Annotated in this window: 14 protein-coding genes, 1 tRNA gene, 1 other RNA gene and 1 pseudogene; 9 read left to right on the forward strand and 8 right to left on the reverse strand. The window is 55.7% G+C overall.

Annotated features, from left to right (window positions below):
* Nucleotides 1-53: 53 nt before the first annotated feature.
* Nucleotides 54-163, reverse strand: an RNA gene (gene rprA / locus AC559G_RS17080) — antisense sRNA RprA.
* A 239-nt stretch (nucleotides 164-402) separates the two neighbouring features.
* Entirely contained in the window at nucleotides 403-1,503 is a 1,101-nt protein-coding gene (ydiK, locus tag AC559G_RS17085) for an AI-2E family transporter (protein WP_498913370.1), read from the reverse strand.
* Nucleotides 1,504-1,982: 479 nt separating this feature from the next.
* On the opposite strand from ydiK, the gene ydiJ reads away from it, so the two are divergent.
* Nucleotides 1,983-5,039 carry an FAD-binding and (Fe-S)-binding domain-containing protein gene (gene ydiJ, locus AC559G_RS17090; RefSeq protein ID WP_498913372.1) on the forward strand — a complete coding sequence of 1,019 codons (3,057 nt, stop codon included), beginning with the start codon at nucleotides 1,983-1,985 and terminating at the stop codon, nucleotides 5,037-5,039.
* Nucleotides 5,039-5,452 (forward strand): 1,4-dihydroxy-2-naphthoyl-CoA hydrolase, encoded by a 414-nt coding sequence (gene menI / locus AC559G_RS17095; RefSeq protein ID WP_438599066.1) that lies wholly within the window; start codon nucleotides 5,039-5,041, stop codon nucleotides 5,450-5,452. Before ydiJ ends, menI begins: the two co-directional genes overlap by 1 nt.
* 38 nt (nucleotides 5,453-5,490) lie before the next feature.
* Here menI and AC559G_RS17100 read toward each other — a convergent pair whose 3' ends face one another.
* Nucleotides 5,491-5,895, reverse strand: coding sequence for a hypothetical protein (locus tag AC559G_RS17100; RefSeq protein WP_438599065.1), 405 nt, complete (start codon nucleotides 5,893-5,895; stop codon nucleotides 5,491-5,493).
* A gap of 516 nt (nucleotides 5,896-6,411) precedes the next feature.
* Here AC559G_RS17100 and sufA point away from each other — a divergent pair.
* The 7 genes and pseudogenes from sufA to AC559G_RS17135 form a co-directional block, all read left to right on the forward strand.
* Nucleotides 6,412-6,783: a Fe-S cluster assembly scaffold SufA gene (gene sufA / locus AC559G_RS17105; RefSeq protein WP_438599064.1), complete on the forward strand. Its 372-nt coding sequence runs from the start codon at nucleotides 6,412-6,414 to the stop codon at nucleotides 6,781-6,783.
* Nucleotides 6,784-6,797: 14 nt separating this feature from the next.
* Nucleotides 6,798-8,297 carry a Fe-S cluster assembly protein SufB gene (gene sufB, locus AC559G_RS17110; protein WP_438599063.1) on the forward strand — a complete coding sequence of 500 codons (1,500 nt, stop codon included), beginning with the start codon at nucleotides 6,798-6,800 and terminating at the stop codon, nucleotides 8,295-8,297.
* Between the two features lie 137 nt (nucleotides 8,298-8,434).
* Entirely contained in the window at nucleotides 8,435-9,181 is a 747-nt protein-coding gene (gene sufC, locus AC559G_RS17115; protein WP_121525896.1) for a Fe-S cluster assembly ATPase SufC, read from the forward strand.
* The gene (gene sufD, locus AC559G_RS17120; protein WP_498913376.1) at nucleotides 9,156-10,442 is read left to right on the forward strand and encodes a Fe-S cluster assembly protein SufD; all 1,287 of its coding nucleotides are present in this window, start codon (nucleotides 9,156-9,158) and stop codon (nucleotides 10,440-10,442) included. The genes sufC and sufD overlap by 26 nt, the downstream gene beginning before the upstream one ends.
* The gene (gene sufS, locus AC559G_RS17125) at nucleotides 10,439-11,659 is read left to right on the forward strand and encodes a cysteine desulfurase (RefSeq protein WP_498913378.1); all 1,221 of its coding nucleotides are present in this window, start codon (nucleotides 10,439-10,441) and stop codon (nucleotides 11,657-11,659) included. The genes sufD and sufS overlap by 4 nt, the downstream gene beginning before the upstream one ends.
* Before the next feature lie 93 nt (nucleotides 11,660-11,752).
* Nucleotides 11,753-12,169 carry a cysteine desulfuration protein SufE gene (sufE, locus tag AC559G_RS17130; RefSeq protein ID WP_498913380.1) on the forward strand — a complete coding sequence of 139 codons (417 nt, stop codon included), beginning with the start codon at nucleotides 11,753-11,755 and terminating at the stop codon, nucleotides 12,167-12,169.
* A 314-nt stretch (nucleotides 12,170-12,483) separates the two neighbouring features.
* A pseudogene (locus tag AC559G_RS17135) lies at nucleotides 12,484-13,416 on the forward strand (L,D-transpeptidase family protein); the annotation flags it as partial.
* A 128-nt stretch (nucleotides 13,417-13,544) separates the two neighbouring features.
* Here the strand turns inward: AC559G_RS17135 and AC559G_RS17140 are convergent.
* The 5 genes from AC559G_RS17140 to AC559G_RS17160 form a co-directional block, all read right to left on the reverse strand.
* Entirely contained in the window at nucleotides 13,545-13,781 is a 237-nt protein-coding gene (locus AC559G_RS17140) for a major outer membrane lipoprotein (RefSeq protein WP_004943717.1), read from the reverse strand.
* Between the two features lie 306 nt (nucleotides 13,782-14,087).
* Nucleotides 14,088-15,500, reverse strand: coding sequence for a pyruvate kinase PykF (gene pykF / locus AC559G_RS17145; RefSeq protein WP_498913383.1), 1,413 nt, complete (start codon nucleotides 15,498-15,500; stop codon nucleotides 14,088-14,090).
* 435 nt (nucleotides 15,501-15,935) lie between these two features.
* Entirely contained in the window at nucleotides 15,936-16,235 is a 300-nt protein-coding gene (locus AC559G_RS17150; RefSeq protein WP_498913385.1) for a cupin domain-containing protein, read from the reverse strand.
* 108 nt (nucleotides 16,236-16,343) lie between these two features.
* A tRNA-Val gene (locus AC559G_RS17155) sits at nucleotides 16,344-16,420 on the reverse strand.
* A gap of 199 nt (nucleotides 16,421-16,619) precedes the next feature.
* Nucleotides 16,620-16,799, reverse strand: a complete 180-nt coding sequence (locus tag AC559G_RS17160; RefSeq protein WP_498913387.1) for a hypothetical protein — start codon at nucleotides 16,797-16,799, stop codon at nucleotides 16,620-16,622.
* Nucleotides 16,800-16,832 lie beyond the last annotated feature (33 nt).

Below are 16,832 nucleotides of genomic sequence, written 5' to 3' on the forward strand. Positions count from 1 at the left end.
TTTTTTTAAGCCGCGCGTTAAATATGACAAAACGTAAATGGGCGTGCAAAAAATAAAAAAAAAGCCCATCGTAGGAGACGGGCAAAGACTACACACAGCAATTTACATGTATGGCATTACACAGTGAATTTGTGCTAAGCATATGCCTGTAATATTAGGCAGTTATGCCGGCTGCGTCATTAAGAATCCTCCTAATAGATTGAACGCTATTGCCGGTTATCCAGCGGAGAGTTTATTGGCGTAATAGACGGTTTTTTTAATTTCACAGCGTGATTAAGTGGGGAAGCGTGTTGTTTTCAATATCGTTTTAATTTATTAGTCAGACCAGCGGAACCGCGGGCTGATTAATAAATTGCCCGGCTAACCGGGCAATTTTTGCAATGGTGGAGTGGCGTACGGCTATTATTCTTTTTCCATGTCCCTGGCCACATCTTCCAGCGCATTGGTGGGTTTCGGCGCTTCATCGATCCAGGCGCTAAGCAGGCGGAAAGAAACCGCCAGCACCACCGGCCCGATAAACAGCCCGATCATACCGAAGGCCAGCAGGCCACCGATGACGCCAGAGAGGATCAGCAGCATCGGCAGGTTGGCGCCCATGCGGATCAGCACCGGCCGCAGGAAGTTATCCAGCGTGCCCACCACACATGCCCAGACCAGCAGCACGGTTCCCCAGGTGGTATCACCGCTCCAGTACAGCCAGATGATGGCCGGTATCAGAACCAGCAATGGCCCCAACTGCGCCACGCAGCAGATAAACATCAGCACGGTCAGCAAGGTGGCTGCCGGGATACCGGTAACCGCCAGGCCAATGCCGCCTAATACCGACTGCACCAGTGCGGTAACCACCACGCCCAGCGCAACGGCGCGGATTGCTTGGCCGGCCAGCACCACGGAGGCATCGCCACGGTCTGCCGCCAGGCGTATGGCAAAGCGGCGGATCCCCGTGCCCACTTGTTCCCCACGGGCATACAGCAGCACGCTGAACAACAGCATCAGACCACAGTGCAGCAGGAAGCGGCCGATGTGTGCCGCCTGTGCGACGAACCAAGTGGCGGTCTGGCCGAAATAGGGTTGAACCTTGGCCAGCAACGCCGTACCGCCGGTGTTCACCAGAGTATGGTAGCTGTTGTAAACCTTGGTGCCGATCATCGGGATATCCTGCAGCCAGGCCAGATCGGGAATATGGAATTGCCCTGGCTTACTGGCCCAGGCAACGATGGGGGCGCTATTGTCCACAATGCTGCTAACCAGCAAAGAGATGGGCAGCACAAACAGCAGGATCAACAGCAGCGTCATCGCGGCGACGGCCAGCGAGCGCCGGCCCCAGAACAACCGTTGCAGTTTGATCAGTAACGGCCAGGTTGCGATAACCACCATGCCGGCCCAGGCAAAACCCAGGATAAAGGGCTGGATCACCCAAAAACAGGCCAGGATCAAAATGGCGATAAACAACACGCCGAAAATGATGGTGGCCAAATCGTACCGGTCTCGCGGGAGTGTCATGAAAGCGTTCTCATCCTATTTATGTTAGTTCCTTCAGCCGATTAATCATGATGCATTTTTCACGGATTTCACAGTATTACGCGCGATATTAATTCGCGGCCGCCATGCGTAGCGATTTGTCGGCCACGGCGGCTCCGTTGGCAATAAATGGCCGCGACAGTGGCGCCCGGCAGGAGTAAATTAATGCGGCGGCGCGTGCAGGCTACACCGCGTCATTTCTTATTAATTCATCGATTTTACTTTAATAATAAGAACATGAATCCGCCTGTATGGGGTGCTTCGGGGCCGGAAATGGCAGAACGGAACAACTTGTGGTAAAACGGATAGGTATCAACATATTGAAATGGAAATAAAAAAAATACTCACGTCTTCCATTCCAATATGCGGCTTTTAACGATAACAAAAAGCAGGGTAGGCTTGGCAACGGGCCTGGGTTAGCGTGCATCACGCATTAAAGACAGACAGAGTATAAAAAGCGAATGATCCCACAGATTTCTCAGGCACCCGGTATTGTTCAACGGGTGCTCGATTTTTTGGACGCACTGGAACAAAACGGCTTTAGCGGTGATACCGCCACCAGTTACGCAGACCGCTTGACGATGGCAACGGACAACAGCATCTATCAGCTGTTGCCCGACGCCGTGATCTTCCCGCGCTCTACCGCCGATGTGGTGCTGATTGCCCGCCTGGCCGCGGATGAGCGCTTCAGCAGTTTGATCTTCAGCCCGCGCGGCGGCGGTACCGGCACCAACGGGCAGGCGCTGAATAGCGGCATTATCGTTGATATGTCGCGCTACATGAACCGCATCCTGGATATCAATATCGAGCAGGGGTGGGTGCGGGTCGAGGCGGGGGTGATTAAGGATCAGCTTAATCAATACCTGAAGCCGCTGGGCTACTTTTTCGCGCCGGAACTTTCAACCAGTAACCGGGCAACGCTGGGCGGCATGATCAATACCGATGCGTCCGGCCAGGGTTCGCTGGTGTATGGCAAAACCTCAGACCATGTGCTGGGGCTGCGCGCGGTACTGCTGGGCGGTGAAATGCTCGATACGCGCCCAATGCCCACCCCTCTGGCGGAAGCGCTGGCGGCTGAAGAAACCACCGAAGGGCGTATTTACCATACGGTGCTGAACCGTTGCCGCGATCAGCGGGCATTGATCCTGGAAAAATTCCCCAAACTTAACCGCTTTCTGACCGGTTATGATTTGCGGCACGTGTTTAGCGACGATCTGCAAACCTTCGATCTGACGCGCATTCTGACCGGTGCCGAAGGCACGCTGGCGTTTATCACCGAGGCAAAGCTGAACATTACCCGGCTACCCAAGGTGCGCCGACTGGTGAACGTGAAATACGATTCTTTCGATTCCGCACTGCGCAACGCGCCGTTCATGGTGGAAGCCAAGGCGCTGTCGGTGGAGACCATCGATTCCAAAGTGCTGAATCTGGCACGGGAAGATATTGTCTGGCATTCGGTAAAAGAATTGATTACCGACGTGCCGAACAAGGACATGCTCGGTTTGAACATCGTCGAGTTCGCCGGCGACGACAACGCGCTGATTGAGCAACAGTTAGAAAGTCTGTGCCAGCGCCTGGACGATTTGATGGCGGCGCATCAGGGCGGTGTGATTGGCTACCAGATCTGCGGCGATCTGGCGGGCATTGAGCGCATTTATAACATGCGTAAAAAGTCGGTCGGGCTGTTGGGCAACGCCAAGGGGCAGGCGAAGCCGATCCCGTTTGCCGAAGATACCTGCGTGCCGCCGCAGCATTTGGCCGACTACATCGCCGAGTTCCGCCAACTGTTGGACGACCATCATCTGAGCTACGGGATGTTCGGCCACGTTGACGCCGGCGTGTTGCACGTGCGCCCGGCGCTGGACATGTGCGATCCGCAGCAAGAGATGTTGATGAAGCAAATCTCCGATCAGGTGGTGGCACTGACGGCCAAATACGGCGGTCTGCTGTGGGGTGAACACGGCAAGGGCTTCCGTGCCGAATACAGCCCGGCCTTTTTCGGCGAAACGCTGTATGAAGAGCTGCGGCGCATTAAAGCGGCGTTCGATCCGCACAACCGCCTCAACCCAGGGAAAATCTGCCCGCCTTTCGGGGTGGAGGCTCCGATGATGAAGGTGGATGCGGAAAAGCGCGGCACGCTCGATCGCCGCATTCCGCTTGCGGTGCGCACCTCGTTCCGCGGTGCGATGGAGTGCAACGGCAACGGTTTATGCTTTAATTTCGATGTGCGCAGCCCAATGTGCCCGTCAATGAAAATCACCGGCAGCCGTATTCATTCGCCTAAAGGGCGCGCGGCGCTGGTGCGTGAATGGCTGCGGCTGCTCAGCGAGCAGGGCGCCGATCCGGTGGCGCTGGAGAAACAGTTGCCGCAGCAGCGTTTGAGTTTCCGGGCAATCATCGACAAAACGCGCAACACTTGGTATGCCAACAAAGGGGAGTATGACTTCTCTCACGAGGTGAAAGAGGCGATGTCTGGCTGCCTGGCCTGTAAAGCCTGCTCCACCCAGTGCCCGATCAAAATTGATGTGCCGGGCTTCCGTTCGCGTTTTTTGCAGTTATACCACACCCGCTACCTGCGGCCGCTGCGCGACTACATGGTCGCCGGGGTGGAAAGCTACACGCCGCTGATGGCCAGAGCGCCGAAGGCGTTCAACTTTATGTTCCGCCAGCCGTGGGTGCGGGAACTGAGCCGCAGCACGCTGGGGATGGTAGACTTGCCGATGCTCTCAAGCCCTACGCTGCGCCAGCAGCTTTCCGGCCATAGCGCCACCGCGGTCACGCTGGAGCAGCTTGAAGCGCTGGATGAACGCCAGCGCCAGGATTACGTGCTGGTGGTGCAGGATCCGTTTACCAGCTATTACGATGCCAACGTCGTCGCCGACTTTGTTCGGCTGGTGGAAAAACTGGGCTACCGGCCGGTATTGTTGCCGTTTTCGCCGAACGGCAAGGCGCAGCATATTAAAGGCTTCCTGGTGCGTTTTGCCAAAACCGCGCGCAAAACGGCCGATTTCCTCAACCGTGTGGCGAAGCTGGGCGTGCCGATGGTCGGGGTCGATCCGGCGCTGGTGCTGTGCTACCGCGATGAGTACCGGGAAATCCTGGGCGAGGCGCGTGGGGACTTCAAGGTGCAACTGGTGCATGAATGGCTGCAACCAGTGTTGGCCGAGCGCGCCGAACAGCCGCTTGGCGGCGAGTCGTGGTATCTGTTCGGTCACTGTACGGAAAGCACCGCGCTGCCAACCAGCACCCAGCAGTGGATCGCGATTTTTGCCCGCTTTGGCGCCCGCCTGGAGAACATCAACGTTGGCTGCTGCGGCATGGCCGGCACCTATGGGCACGAAAGCAAAAATCTGCAGAATTCGCTCGGTATTTATGAGCTATCCTGGCATCAGGCGATGCAGCGCTTACCGCGCCAGCGTTGTCTGGCCACCGGCTACTCTTGCCGCAGCCAGGTAAAACGCATTGAAGGAAACGGGGTGCGCCACCCCTTACAAGCACTGTTGGAGATGATCGCGTAATGCTATGGAAACGTCAGACAACGCTGGAGGAGTTGAACAAAACCAGCGAAGGTTGCATGGTCGCCCATGTGGGCATTGAGTTTACCAAACTGGGGCCGGACACGTTGGAGGCCACCATGCCGGTCGACGGCCGGACCACTCAGCCTTTTGGCCTGCTGCACGGCGGGGCTTCGGTGGTGCTGGCCGAATCGATGGGTTCCATCGCCGGTTATCTGTGCACCGAAGGGGATCAACAGGTGGTGGGGTTGGAAATCAATGCCAACCATATTCGTGCCGTGTTTGACGGGCAGGTGCGTGGCGTGTGCCGCGCGCTGCACGTTGGCCGCCGCCACCAGGTTTGGCAAATCGAGATCTTCGACAAGCGCGATCGCTTGTGCTGCACCTCCCGCCTGACGACGGCGGTGTTGGGCTAAGCACCAAGCCCGCGCGCCGGCGTGGCACATAACGGGTGCTACAGCTGAAACGGCACCCGTTTAACGAAGTCCTTCTGAAAGGCGTTGGCTTTGTCCCAGGTGCCTTCTATGGCGTACTGATGGCAAATCAGCTGCAGGGTATGGCGGGCAAAATGGTAGCTCTGTACGCGAAACAGCTGGCAGCGATCCGGGTTATTAATCTCCATAATCAATCGGTTATGCAATTTACTCAGCGCGTGCAGATAGCTTTCGTCATCGCCGTTTTCCTGGCACAGATTGGCCATGTTCAGGCTAACACTGTTGTAGCGCTTAAGGTGTTCGATATCGCATCCCGGCCGTTTCAGTGCGGCTTCCGCCATATAGAAATCGATCGTGGCGTCACGCACGCTGAATTTGTATTGATCAATCTTGTTCAGCAGCCACGCATTTATTGAAATAGTCATTGGCCCCACGCTTAATGCAGTTAAATGATAATCATTATCATATTTGCTGGCGCGATAACGATCAATTCCCTGGCAATAATATTTTCCGCAAATAGGGCTGTATTTTTGCGTTAGCGACCCAATTTATTGGCTAAGGACTAAACTTAATACAGATAAGGCGCATTATTACCACAAGATAAATAAGGATATTATCGCACCTGAACACAGAAATAGGTATTTTCTATGAATGTTCAGTATTATCTGCCCGCCAGGGGCTATGCGGTTTATCACCTCGCGGATGACACGGCGATAAATAGTGAATAATGCTGGAAAGTCATGGGGATGAAAACGCGTGCTGGCAAGGGTTTTGCCGTGGGCCAGAGGGTTGCCGGGCCGATTTATTGCCTGCCGGCGCCCAAAAGCGCATTTTTTGTTGCATACCCCTGTAAAACAAACGGTTGAAGTGATTATTGTTATCACTAACATAGTAAGTAAGCCAGATTGGCATGATAAAAAACAAGGTAAGAGGTAGGCCATATGCAAACGGAAAGTGTTGGCACGTTTTCGCTGGATGAAAATGTCTGGCAGGGCATTTCATTAAGCGACAGCGCGGCAAAGCAAATCAGCAAACTCATGCAGCAGGATCCGCAGGTGAAAGGGCTGCAACTGAGCGTGAAACAATCTGGCTGTGCCGGATTCGGCTACGTGCTGGATTTGACCCGAGCTCCGGCGGAAGACGACCTCTTGTTTGAACGTGACGGCGCTAAACTCTACGTGCCGCTGAAAGCAATGCCGTTTATCGATGGCACCACGGTGGATTTTGTCCGTGAAGGGCTGAATCAGATATTCAAATTTAATAATCCCAAAGCGCAACATTCCTGCGGGTGTGGCGAAAGCTTTGGCGTTTAAGCGATGTAACTAACATGACACGAAGCAATGTAGACCTTCCTAACGATGTACAGTCTTGGGTTGGTGACGGGCGTTACAAAGAAGGGTTCTTCACCCAATTGGCAACCGATGAACTGGCCAATGGCATCAACGAAGATGTGGTGCGGGCGATTTCGGCCAAACGTAATGAACCGGAGTGGATGCTGGAATTCCGCCTGGAGGCGTACCGTGCATGGTTGCAAATGGAAGAACCGCACTGGCTCAAGGCGCACTACGATAAGCTTGATTACCAGGATTACAGCTATTTTTCGGCGCCGTCATGCGGCAATTGTGACGATGCCTGCGGTTCGCAACCAGGCGCCGAACAGCAAACCGGCGCAGCGATGGCGGAAAAAAGCTATCTGACGCAGGAAGTGGAAAACGCGTTCAACCAACTGGGCGTGCCGGTACGCGAAGGCAGCGAAGTCGCGGTGGATGCGATTTTCGACTCCGTTTCCGTTGCCACCACCTACCGCGAAAAACTGGCCGAAAGCGGAGTGATCTTCTGCTCGTTCGGCGAAGCGATCCAGGAGCACCCGGATCTGGTGCGCAAATACCTGGGCCGCGTGGTGCCGCACAACGATAACTTTTTTGCCGCGCTCAACGCGGCGGTGGCCTCGGACGGCACTTTCGTCTACGTGCCGAAAGGGGTGCGCTGCCCGATGGAGCTGTCCACCTATTTCCGTATCAACGCGGCGAAGACCGGCCAGTTCGAACGCACCATCCTGATCGCCGATGAAGGCAGCTACGTCAGCTACATTGAAGGCTGTTCTGCGCCGGTACGCGACAGCTACCAACTGCACGCGGCGGTGGTTGAAGTGATTCTGCATAAAGATGCCGAAGTGAAATACTCCACCGTGCAAAACTGGTTCTCCGGCGGCGAAAGCAAAGGCGGGATCCTCAACTTCGTGACCAAACGCGCGCTGTGCGAAGGGGCGAACTCGAAGATGTCCTGGACCCAGTCGGAAACCGGTTCGGCCATCACCTGGAAGTACCCAAGCGTGATCCTGCAGGGGGATAACTCGATCGGCGAGTTCTTCTCTGTGGCCCTGACCAGCGGCCATCAGCAGGCGGATACCGGCACCAAGATGATCCACATCGGCAAAAACACCAAGTCCACCATCATTGCGAAGGGGATTTCCGCCGGGCACAGCGAAAATACTTATCGTGGGCTGGTGAAAATCCTGCCGGGCGCGGAAAACGCGCGCAATTTCACCCAGTGCGACTCGATGCTGATCGGGCCGGACAGCGGTGCGCACACCTTCCCGTATGTGGAGGTGCGCAACAACAGCGCACAACTGGAGCACGAGGCCACCACCTCGAAAATCGGCGACGATCAGCTGTTTTACTGCCTGCAGCGCGGCATCAGCGAAGACGATGCGATCTCAATGATCGTCAACGGCTTCTGTAAAGATGTTTTCTCCGAGCTGCCGTTGGAATTTGCCGTCGAGGCGCAGAAATTACTGGCGATCAGTCTGGAACACAGCGTGGGTTAACCCAGCATCGCGCGTTTATTTGAGTTGCACGTGCCAGAGCTTCACGGCTCATATGCAGCATACCCACCCCGTGTTGCTTCGCCATATCGGCAGGGCAAACGGGAGTCAGCACCATGGCGCGTCTTTAAGGACACAGAATGTTAAGCATCAAAAATTTAAAAGTCAGCGTGGAAGGCAATGAAATCCTCAAAGGGGTGAACCTGGAGGTGAAACCAGGAGAAGTGCACGCCATTATGGGGCCCAACGGCTCAGGGAAAAGTACGCTCTCGGCGACGCTTGCCGGGCGTGAAGAATACGAAGTGGTTGACGGCGAGGTGACGTTTAAAGGCAAACCACTGCTGGAACTGGATCCGGAAGATCGCGCGGGTGAAGGGGTGTTTTTGGCGTTTCAGTACCCGGTGGAGATCCCCGGCGTCAGTAACCATTTTTTCCTGCAGACCTCGGTCAATGCGGTGCGTAAATACCGCGAGCAAGAACCGCTGGATCGCTTCGATTTCGCCGACTTTATTGAAGACAAAATCAAGCTGCTGAACATGCCGGCCGATCTGCTGACCCGCTCGGTCAACGTCGGCTTTTCCGGCGGGGAGAAAAAACGCAACGACATCCTGCAGATGGCGGCGCTGGAACCAGATTTGTGCATTCTGGATGAAACCGACTCCGGCCTGGACATCGACGCGTTGAAAATCGTCTCTAACGGCGTTAACTCGCTGCGCGACGGCAAGCGCGCGTTTATCATTGTTACCCACTACCAGCGTATTCTGGATTACATCAAGCCCGACTACGTTCACGTGCTGTCGCAGGGGCGTATCGTCAAATCCGGCGACTTCTCGCTGGTGAAACAGTTGGAGGAGCAGGGCTATGGCTGGCTTACCGACCAACAATAATTCACAGGCGCTGCGCCAGCTTTACAGCCTGTTCGAAGCCCGTGGCGGCGAACATTCCGCCCATGCGTTGGCCCACTGGCAACAGGCGCTGCGTTTGGGCTGGCCGACGCGCAAACAGGAAAACTGGAAATACACACCGCTGGAGGGGCTGCTTGAACAGCAGTTCCTGGAGCCGCAGCCGCAGCAGGTTAGCCCTGCCGTGCGCGACGCGCTGGCGCTGGCGATTGACGCCTACCGCCTGGTGTTCGTCGATGGGCGTTTTAGCCCGGTGTTGAGCGACAGCGATCTGGGCGGCTATCAGTTTGAGCTGGCCGACTACGGCACGCTGCGCGCCTTGCCGGAGCCGATCCAACCCGAGATCTTTCTGCACCTGACGGAAAGCCTGGCGCAGCAGACCGGCATGATCCGCCTGCCGGCCGGCAAAGCCCCGGCGCGGCCGCTGTACCTGCTGCACATCAGCAGCGGGCGCGCGGCGGAAGGCGAGGTGAACACCGTGCATCACCGCCATCACCTTGACGTGGGCCGCGGTGCCGAGGCCGAAGTCATTGAGCACTACGTTAGCCTGGACGGTGCGGCGCACTTTACCGGGGCGCGCCTGACGGCCAACGTGGCCGATAACGCTGGGCTGCGCCACATCAAGCTGGCGTTTGAAAGCCAACCCAGTTACCACTTTGCCCATAACGATCTGGTGCTGGGCCGCGACGCGCGGGTGAAAAGCGACAGCTTCCTGCTCGGTGCCGGCCTGACGCGCCACAACACCAGCGCCCAGCTTAATGGCGAAGGGGCGACGCTTGCCATTAACAGCCTGGTGCTGCCGGTTGGCCAGGAAGTGTGCGATACCCGTACCTACCTAGAACATAATAAGGGCTACTGCGAAAGCCGCCAGTTGCACAAGACCGTGGTCAGCGACCGCGCGCGCGCGGTGTTTAACGGCATGATCAAAGTGGCTCAGCATGCGCTGAAGACCGATGGGCAGATGACCAACCATAATCTGCTGTTGGGGAAAACGGCCGAGGTCGACACCAAACCCCAGTTGGAAATCTATGCCGATGACGTTAAGTGCAGCCATGGTGCCACCGTTGGCCGTATCGACGCCGAACAGCTGTTCTATTTGCGCTCGCGCGGCATCAGCGAGCACGCGGCGCAGCAGATGATTATCTTTGCCTTCGCCGCTGAACTGACCGAAGGCATCGAAAACGAAGCAATCCGTGAGCGGGTGTTGGCGCAAATCGCCCCACGCCTGCCAGGGGAGGCAAAATGAGTTATCCGATCGAACGCGTTCGCAGTGATTTTCCCATTCTGGCGCGCCAGGTGAACGATCAGCCATTGGTCTACCTTGACAGCGCCGCCAGCGCGCAAAAGCCGCAGGCGGTGATCGATCGCGAGCTGGATTTTTATCGCCATGGCTATGCCGCCGTGCACCGTGGCATTCATACCATGAGCGCCGAGGCCACGAGCGAGATGGAGGCGGTGCGCGAGCAGGTGGCACGCTTTATCAATGCCGCCTCGGCGGAAGAGATTGTCTTTGTACGCGGTACCACCGAAGGCATCAACCTGGTGGCCAACAGCTTTGGCGGCCATCTGCTCCAGCCGGGTGATAGCATCATCATCACCGAGATGGAACACCATGCCAACATTGTGCCGTGGCAGATGCTGGCCCAGGCGCGGGGCGTCAAGCTGCGCGTTTGGCCGTTGCAGCCAGACGGTACACTGGACATTGCCCAATTGCCGGCGTTGATCGACGGCACCACCAAGCTGTTGGCCATCACGCAGGTGTCTAACGTGTTGGGCACCGTTAACCCGCTGCAGCAAATTATTCCGCAGGCCAAAGCGGCCGGGCTGAAAGTGCTGGTGGACGGTGCGCAGGCGGTTATGCACCAGGCTGTCGACGTGCAGGCGCTGGATTGCGATTTTTATGTATTTTCCGGCCACAAGCTGTATGGGCCTTCCGGTATCGGCGTATTGTACGGCAAGCAGCAGTTGCTGCAGCAAATGCCGCCGTGGGAAGGCGGCGGGGCGATGATCCAGCAGGTCAGCCTGAGCAACGGCACCACTTATGCCGAGCCGCCGTGGCGCTTTGAGGCCGGTTCGCCTAACACCGCCGGCATCATGGGGCTGGGGGCGGCGATCGCTTATGTCAGCGAGTTAGGGCTGGAGGCCATCCAGCGCTACGAGCAGGCGCTGATGCATTATGCCCATGAGGCACTGCAGCAGGTGCCGCAGTTGACGGTCTATGGCCCGGCGGAGCGCGCTGGGGTGATTGCGTTCAACCTGGGGAAACACCACGCCTATGACGTCGGGAGTTTCCTCGATCGCTATGGCATTGCTATTCGTACCGGCCACCACTGCGCCATGCCGCTGATGGATTTTTATCACGTTGCGAGCATGTGCCGCGCTTCGCTGGCGCTGTATAATACGCGCGAAGAGGTGGATCGGTTGGTTGCCGGTCTGCAGCGTATCCATACTTTGCTGGGGTAAGCCCCAGCAGAAGCCAGCCTGTTTCCTATTCTCTCTCAAGGATCGGCGTAAACATTACGCCGTGGCTGGCCTGATATTACGAGAAGGAGTTCCATGGCTACTTTGCCGGACAAAGAAAAACTGGTGCGCAATTTTTCCCGTTGCCTGAACTGGGAAGAAAAGTACCTGTATGTGATTGAGCTGGGCGCTAAGCTGCCGGCGCTTGATGAGGCCGATCGCCAGCCGCAAAACTTGATTTCAGGCTGCCAAAGCCAGGTGTGGATCGTCATGCAACTGGACGAGCAGGGGAATGTGGTGTTCAAGGGCGATAGCGACGCTGCTATCGTTAAGGGGCTGCTGGCCGTGGTGTTCAGCCTTTATCACGGTATGGGGCCGTGCGCCATCGTTGAGTTTGACGTGCGCCCGTTCTTCAGCCAACTGGCGTTGAGTCAGCACCTGACGCCTTCCCGCTCCCAGGGGCTGGAAGCGATGATTCGCGCTATTCGTGCCAAGGCGGCGTTGCTGGCCTGATTGCCCGTGCGCATTGGCGGCAACGCCGGTGCGTACCTGCCATTCTCCCTTCTAAGGTCATTCTGTTAAATCACTTCTGTTTCAGTTAGTTATCGCCGCTATCGGCTGGCCGGCTTACGCATTGCGCATGTTATAACACCTTGATTTCTAGGGGAGTTATTGCCTTTGGAAGCAGGGTTGCTACTATTAGTGCATGCCTCATGATGCGCGCTGAACGTTCAGCGTACGGCGTTTAATCAGGGCATTGTCTGATTTACCTGTCACCGGGCGCCAGAGTAGCCTCGAAGCCAAACCGTCATAATATAGGGAAAAGCATGAAACGTGCGTTGACTTTAATGAGCATGTTGTTCGCCACCGCGCTGGCCGGCGTTTCCGCCGCCAATGCGACCGAATACCCGTTGCCACCGGCAAACAGCCGCCTGATTGGGGAGAATACGACTTACGTGGTGCCGAATGATGGCCGTTCGCTGGAGATGATTGCCGCCGATTATAAAATTGGCCTGCTTGGGATGCTGGAAGCCAACCCAGGCACCGATCCTTACCTGCCGAAAACCGGCTCGGTGCTGACGATTCCAACCCAGATGCTGCTGCCCGATACCCCACGCGAAGGCATCGTGGTCAATCTGGCGGAACTGCGGCTGTATTATTATCCCAAGGGTGAGGACAAGGTGATTGTCTATCCGATCGGCATTGGCCAGGTTGGGATGCATACGCCGCTGCAAGTGACGCATATCAGCCAGAAGATCCCGAACCCGACCTGGACGCCGACCGCCAATATCCGCAAGCGCTATGCCGCGCAGGGCGAGATATTGCCGGCGGTGGTGCCGGCCGGGCCGGATAACCCGATGGGGCTGTTCGCCATGCGCCTGGCGATGGGCAAGGGGCAATATCTGATCCACGGCACCAACGCCAACTTTGGCATCGGCATGCGTGTCAGCTCGGGCTGCATTCGTCTGCGGCCGGAGGATATCGAAGCGTTGTTCAACCGTGTTCCGCAGGGCACCCGGGTGCAAATCATCAACGAGCCGGTAAAAGTGGCGGTGGAACCCGACGGCAAACGCTACGTTGAGGTGCATCAACCGCTGTCGAAGACTGAAAAAGACGATCCGCAAACCATGCCGATTGCGCTCTCAAGCAGCAAGCAGGCGTTTGTGAACGATCCACAGACCGATAAAAACGAGTTTGACAGCGCTATGGCGCGCCGTTCGGGGATGCCGGTGCTGGTGAGCAGCGGCAGTGCTGAAACGCCGTTTAACGGCTTTTAAGGCGTTTTTAGGGCCGGTTCCGGCGCCTTGCCGGCCTGGCCCGTTTCAGCCAACGGCAGGCAAAAAAAAACGGTGCACAATGTGCACCGTTTTCAATTACCAAAGCTATCTTACTTTTTGTAAGCGTGAGCCTGGTTGTCCAGACGCTGGTTAGCACGTGCTGCGTCGTCTTTAGCTGCTTGAACGTCAGAACGGATTGCGTTCACGTCGTTGCTCAGTTGGTCAACTTTAGCGTTCAGAGTCTGAACGTCAGAAGACAGCTGATCGATTTTAGCATTGCTAGAGCAGCCTGCCAGCAGAGTGGAACCCAGGATTACAGCGCCCAGTACCAGTTTAGTACGATTCATTATAACACCCTCTAGATTGAGTTAATCTCCATGTAGCGTTACAAGTATTACACAAACTTTTTTCGAAAGAGAATAATTTTTTTGTGTTGAGGCCCTTTATTTTGATCGTTCGCTCAAACTTGCATCTTGTTTTACAAAATAGTTAAAAAAGCGAGCTAAAACAGCCGGATTCTATCGGACAGCTCCGATTTGTTGTTTGCTAAATAATAAGCATCTGCAGCGGTTTTTTAGGCGGGATAGTTTACAACAGTTAAAAAAAACGCCGCAATGCGGCGTTTAGCGTAACTTGTTTTTGTCACTTTTCGATTAAAGCACGTGTACAGAGGCGGTATTGGTGGTGCCGCTTGGTACCAGAGCACCGGAAACCATCACTACAACGTCGCCTTTTTGTGCCAGGCCGCTGGCCACAGCCGCTTCTTTACCGATACGGTAGAAGTCGTCGGTGGAAGCGATTTCTTTCACTACCTGCGGGATAACGCCTTTGCTCAGGATCAGCTGGCGGGCAGTCACTTCGTTGGTGGTCAACGCCAGGATCATCGCGCCCGGGAAGTATTTACGCACGGATTTGGCTGATTTACCGCCGCTGGTGGCAACAACGATCAACGGAGCTTCCAGTTTTTCCGCCGTTTCAACCGCGCCGCGGCATACGGCTTCGGTGATGCGCAGTTTGCGGCTGTCATTCAGGGCGTCGATGCGGCTTTGCATTACGCGGTCGGTACGTTCGCAGATGGTGGCCATAATGGTCACCGCTTCCAGCGGGTATTTACCTTTTGCAGACTCGCCAGACAGCATTACTGCGTCGGTGCCATCGAGGATGGCGTTGGCAACGTCGCCGGCTTCCGCACGGGTAGGGCGCGGGTTTTTGATCATGGAATCGAGCATTTGGGTGGCGGTGATCACCACTTTGCGTGCGTGGTTGCATTTCTCGATCATCATCTTCTGTGCGAAGATCACTTCTTCAACCGGGATTTCAACGCCCAGGTCGCCACGCGCTACCATGATGCCGTCGGAAGCTTCGAGGATTTCGTCGAAGTTGTTCAGGCCTTCCTGGTTTTCGATTTTGGAGATGATCTGAATGTGTTCGCCGCCGTGTGCTTTCAGGTGCTCACGGATTTCCAGTACGTCGGAACGTTTACGGATGAAGGAAGCGGCAACGAAGTCTACGCCTTGCTCGCAGCCGAAGATCAGGTCGCGTTTGTCTTTTTCCGCCAGCGCCGGCAGTTGGATGGAAACGCCCGGCAGGTTAACACCTTTGTTTTCGCCCAGATCGCCGTTGTTCAGCACTTTACAAACCACTTCGCTTTCGGTCACGTTCAGCACTTCCATGCCGATCAGACCGTCATCAACCAGCACGGTATTGCCGATGCGCAGGTCGGCGGCGAAGCCTGGGTAGGTTACGGCAACGCGTTCGTTGTTGCCGATCACGCTCTGATCGGTGGTGAAGGTGAAGGTCTGGCCGGCAACCAGTGCCGCGTCTTTACCGCCTTCAAGCTTCATGGTGCGGATTTCTGGGCCTTTAGTGTCCAGCAGGATGCCGGCGTTTTTACCGGTTTTGGCCATTACGGCGCGCATGTTTTTAATACGGTTACCGTGTTCTTCGTAATCGCCGTGGGAGAAGTTCAGGCGCATTACGTTCATACCTGCGTTCAGCAGGTTGGTCAGCATTTCTTCTGATTCGGTTTTTGGGCCGATTGTACAAACGATTTTGGTCTTTTTCATGACGATGTTTTCTACAAGTTGTGATGGATTAGAGAAACAATAAACCGGAGGGTAAGCCACCGGGATGGAATAGGAATTGTGCCTGACGTTGCAAAATATAGTTAAGGATAGGTGACAGCGATAGCAACCGGGTGGAAAATTTTGGTCCGCGTATGGGAGACAGGACACCGCAAAAAGTGACGTAATCAGCGCATGTTGTTTTTGTATTTTCGCGAATCAAGGGCTGAAACCATTCAACTAAAAGACGCTGGCATTATAAAGCTATCGCCGCGTGAAACAAAATAAAAAACCGATGAGTGACGCAGCTTTAGCCAAAACGCCAGGAAAAACACATCGGAGTAACTTACGCTGTTGCGCAAAAAAACGCACGATGCGCAGGCTGTTTGCGCAGCGTTTACATCCTGTTCACCTGGCCGCTATTATCCGGCTCATCAATCAGGCGGAAATCTCCCATAGCCTGCCGCTAACCAGGCAAAAACAGCCGCTGGGGGTGTTGGCGGGGATAGTGACCGATTCGCCGGCAATCACGATAAAAACGTCATTACCTACCGTAAACTCAAATTCACCCGCGACAACCCGTTTCTGCACCGGATGGGGATGCTTGAGAAGTTGGCCGAACGCGCCCGCCGCGTAATCCAGCTGTTTTGCCGCGGTGCCGTCGCTGAGTATGCCGGTACATTGTTTCAGGCCGTTGCCCAGATCGGCGGGCGGCGTTTGTGCGGTAAATGTCAGCATGCAATGTTCCTGATAGCAGGGTATCTACGGGAATGCTGCCCGCAATGCCGAAGCAGGGCGGTAAAGCTGTGGCGTATTGGCGCGGTGCGGGAAGATAAGGCATAGACTTGGTGCGTCCGAGTGGGCTCGAACCACCGACCCCCACCATGTCAAGGTGGTGCTCTAACCAACTGAGCTACGGACGCACGTGAGTGAAACGATGCTGATATTGTGACCCGCTGATTGCTAAGGCTTTATTTGCCCGCCAACAACAGTGGAAGGATTATGGACTAACGCTATGGGCATGGCAAGCCGCGTCGGGCCGTTTGCACGGAAGTTATACGAAAGCGCTGCGGGCGGCAGGGCAACAATGCTGCTGGCCACCCGTAGATTAGGGCGATTGGATTACATAAACATAAAGCGATCGGCCAGGGGGACCGAACGCGCAACGCGCGGTTGCAACGAGTGCATCACATGATTTTCCAGATCTTCCGCACCGGTGGTTTTGCTGATGGCAGTATCGCTGTCTTCTTTTTCCATCAAAAAACCGGTCAGCAATTCAAGAAAACGGTTAATTTTTTGCATTTCCCACCCCATCGTCACACTAGCTAATGGGGC

The sequence above is a fragment of the Gibbsiella greigii genome (assembly GCF_039540155.1).
Taxonomy (GTDB): Bacteria; Pseudomonadota; Gammaproteobacteria; order Enterobacterales; family Enterobacteriaceae; genus Gibbsiella; species Gibbsiella quercinecans.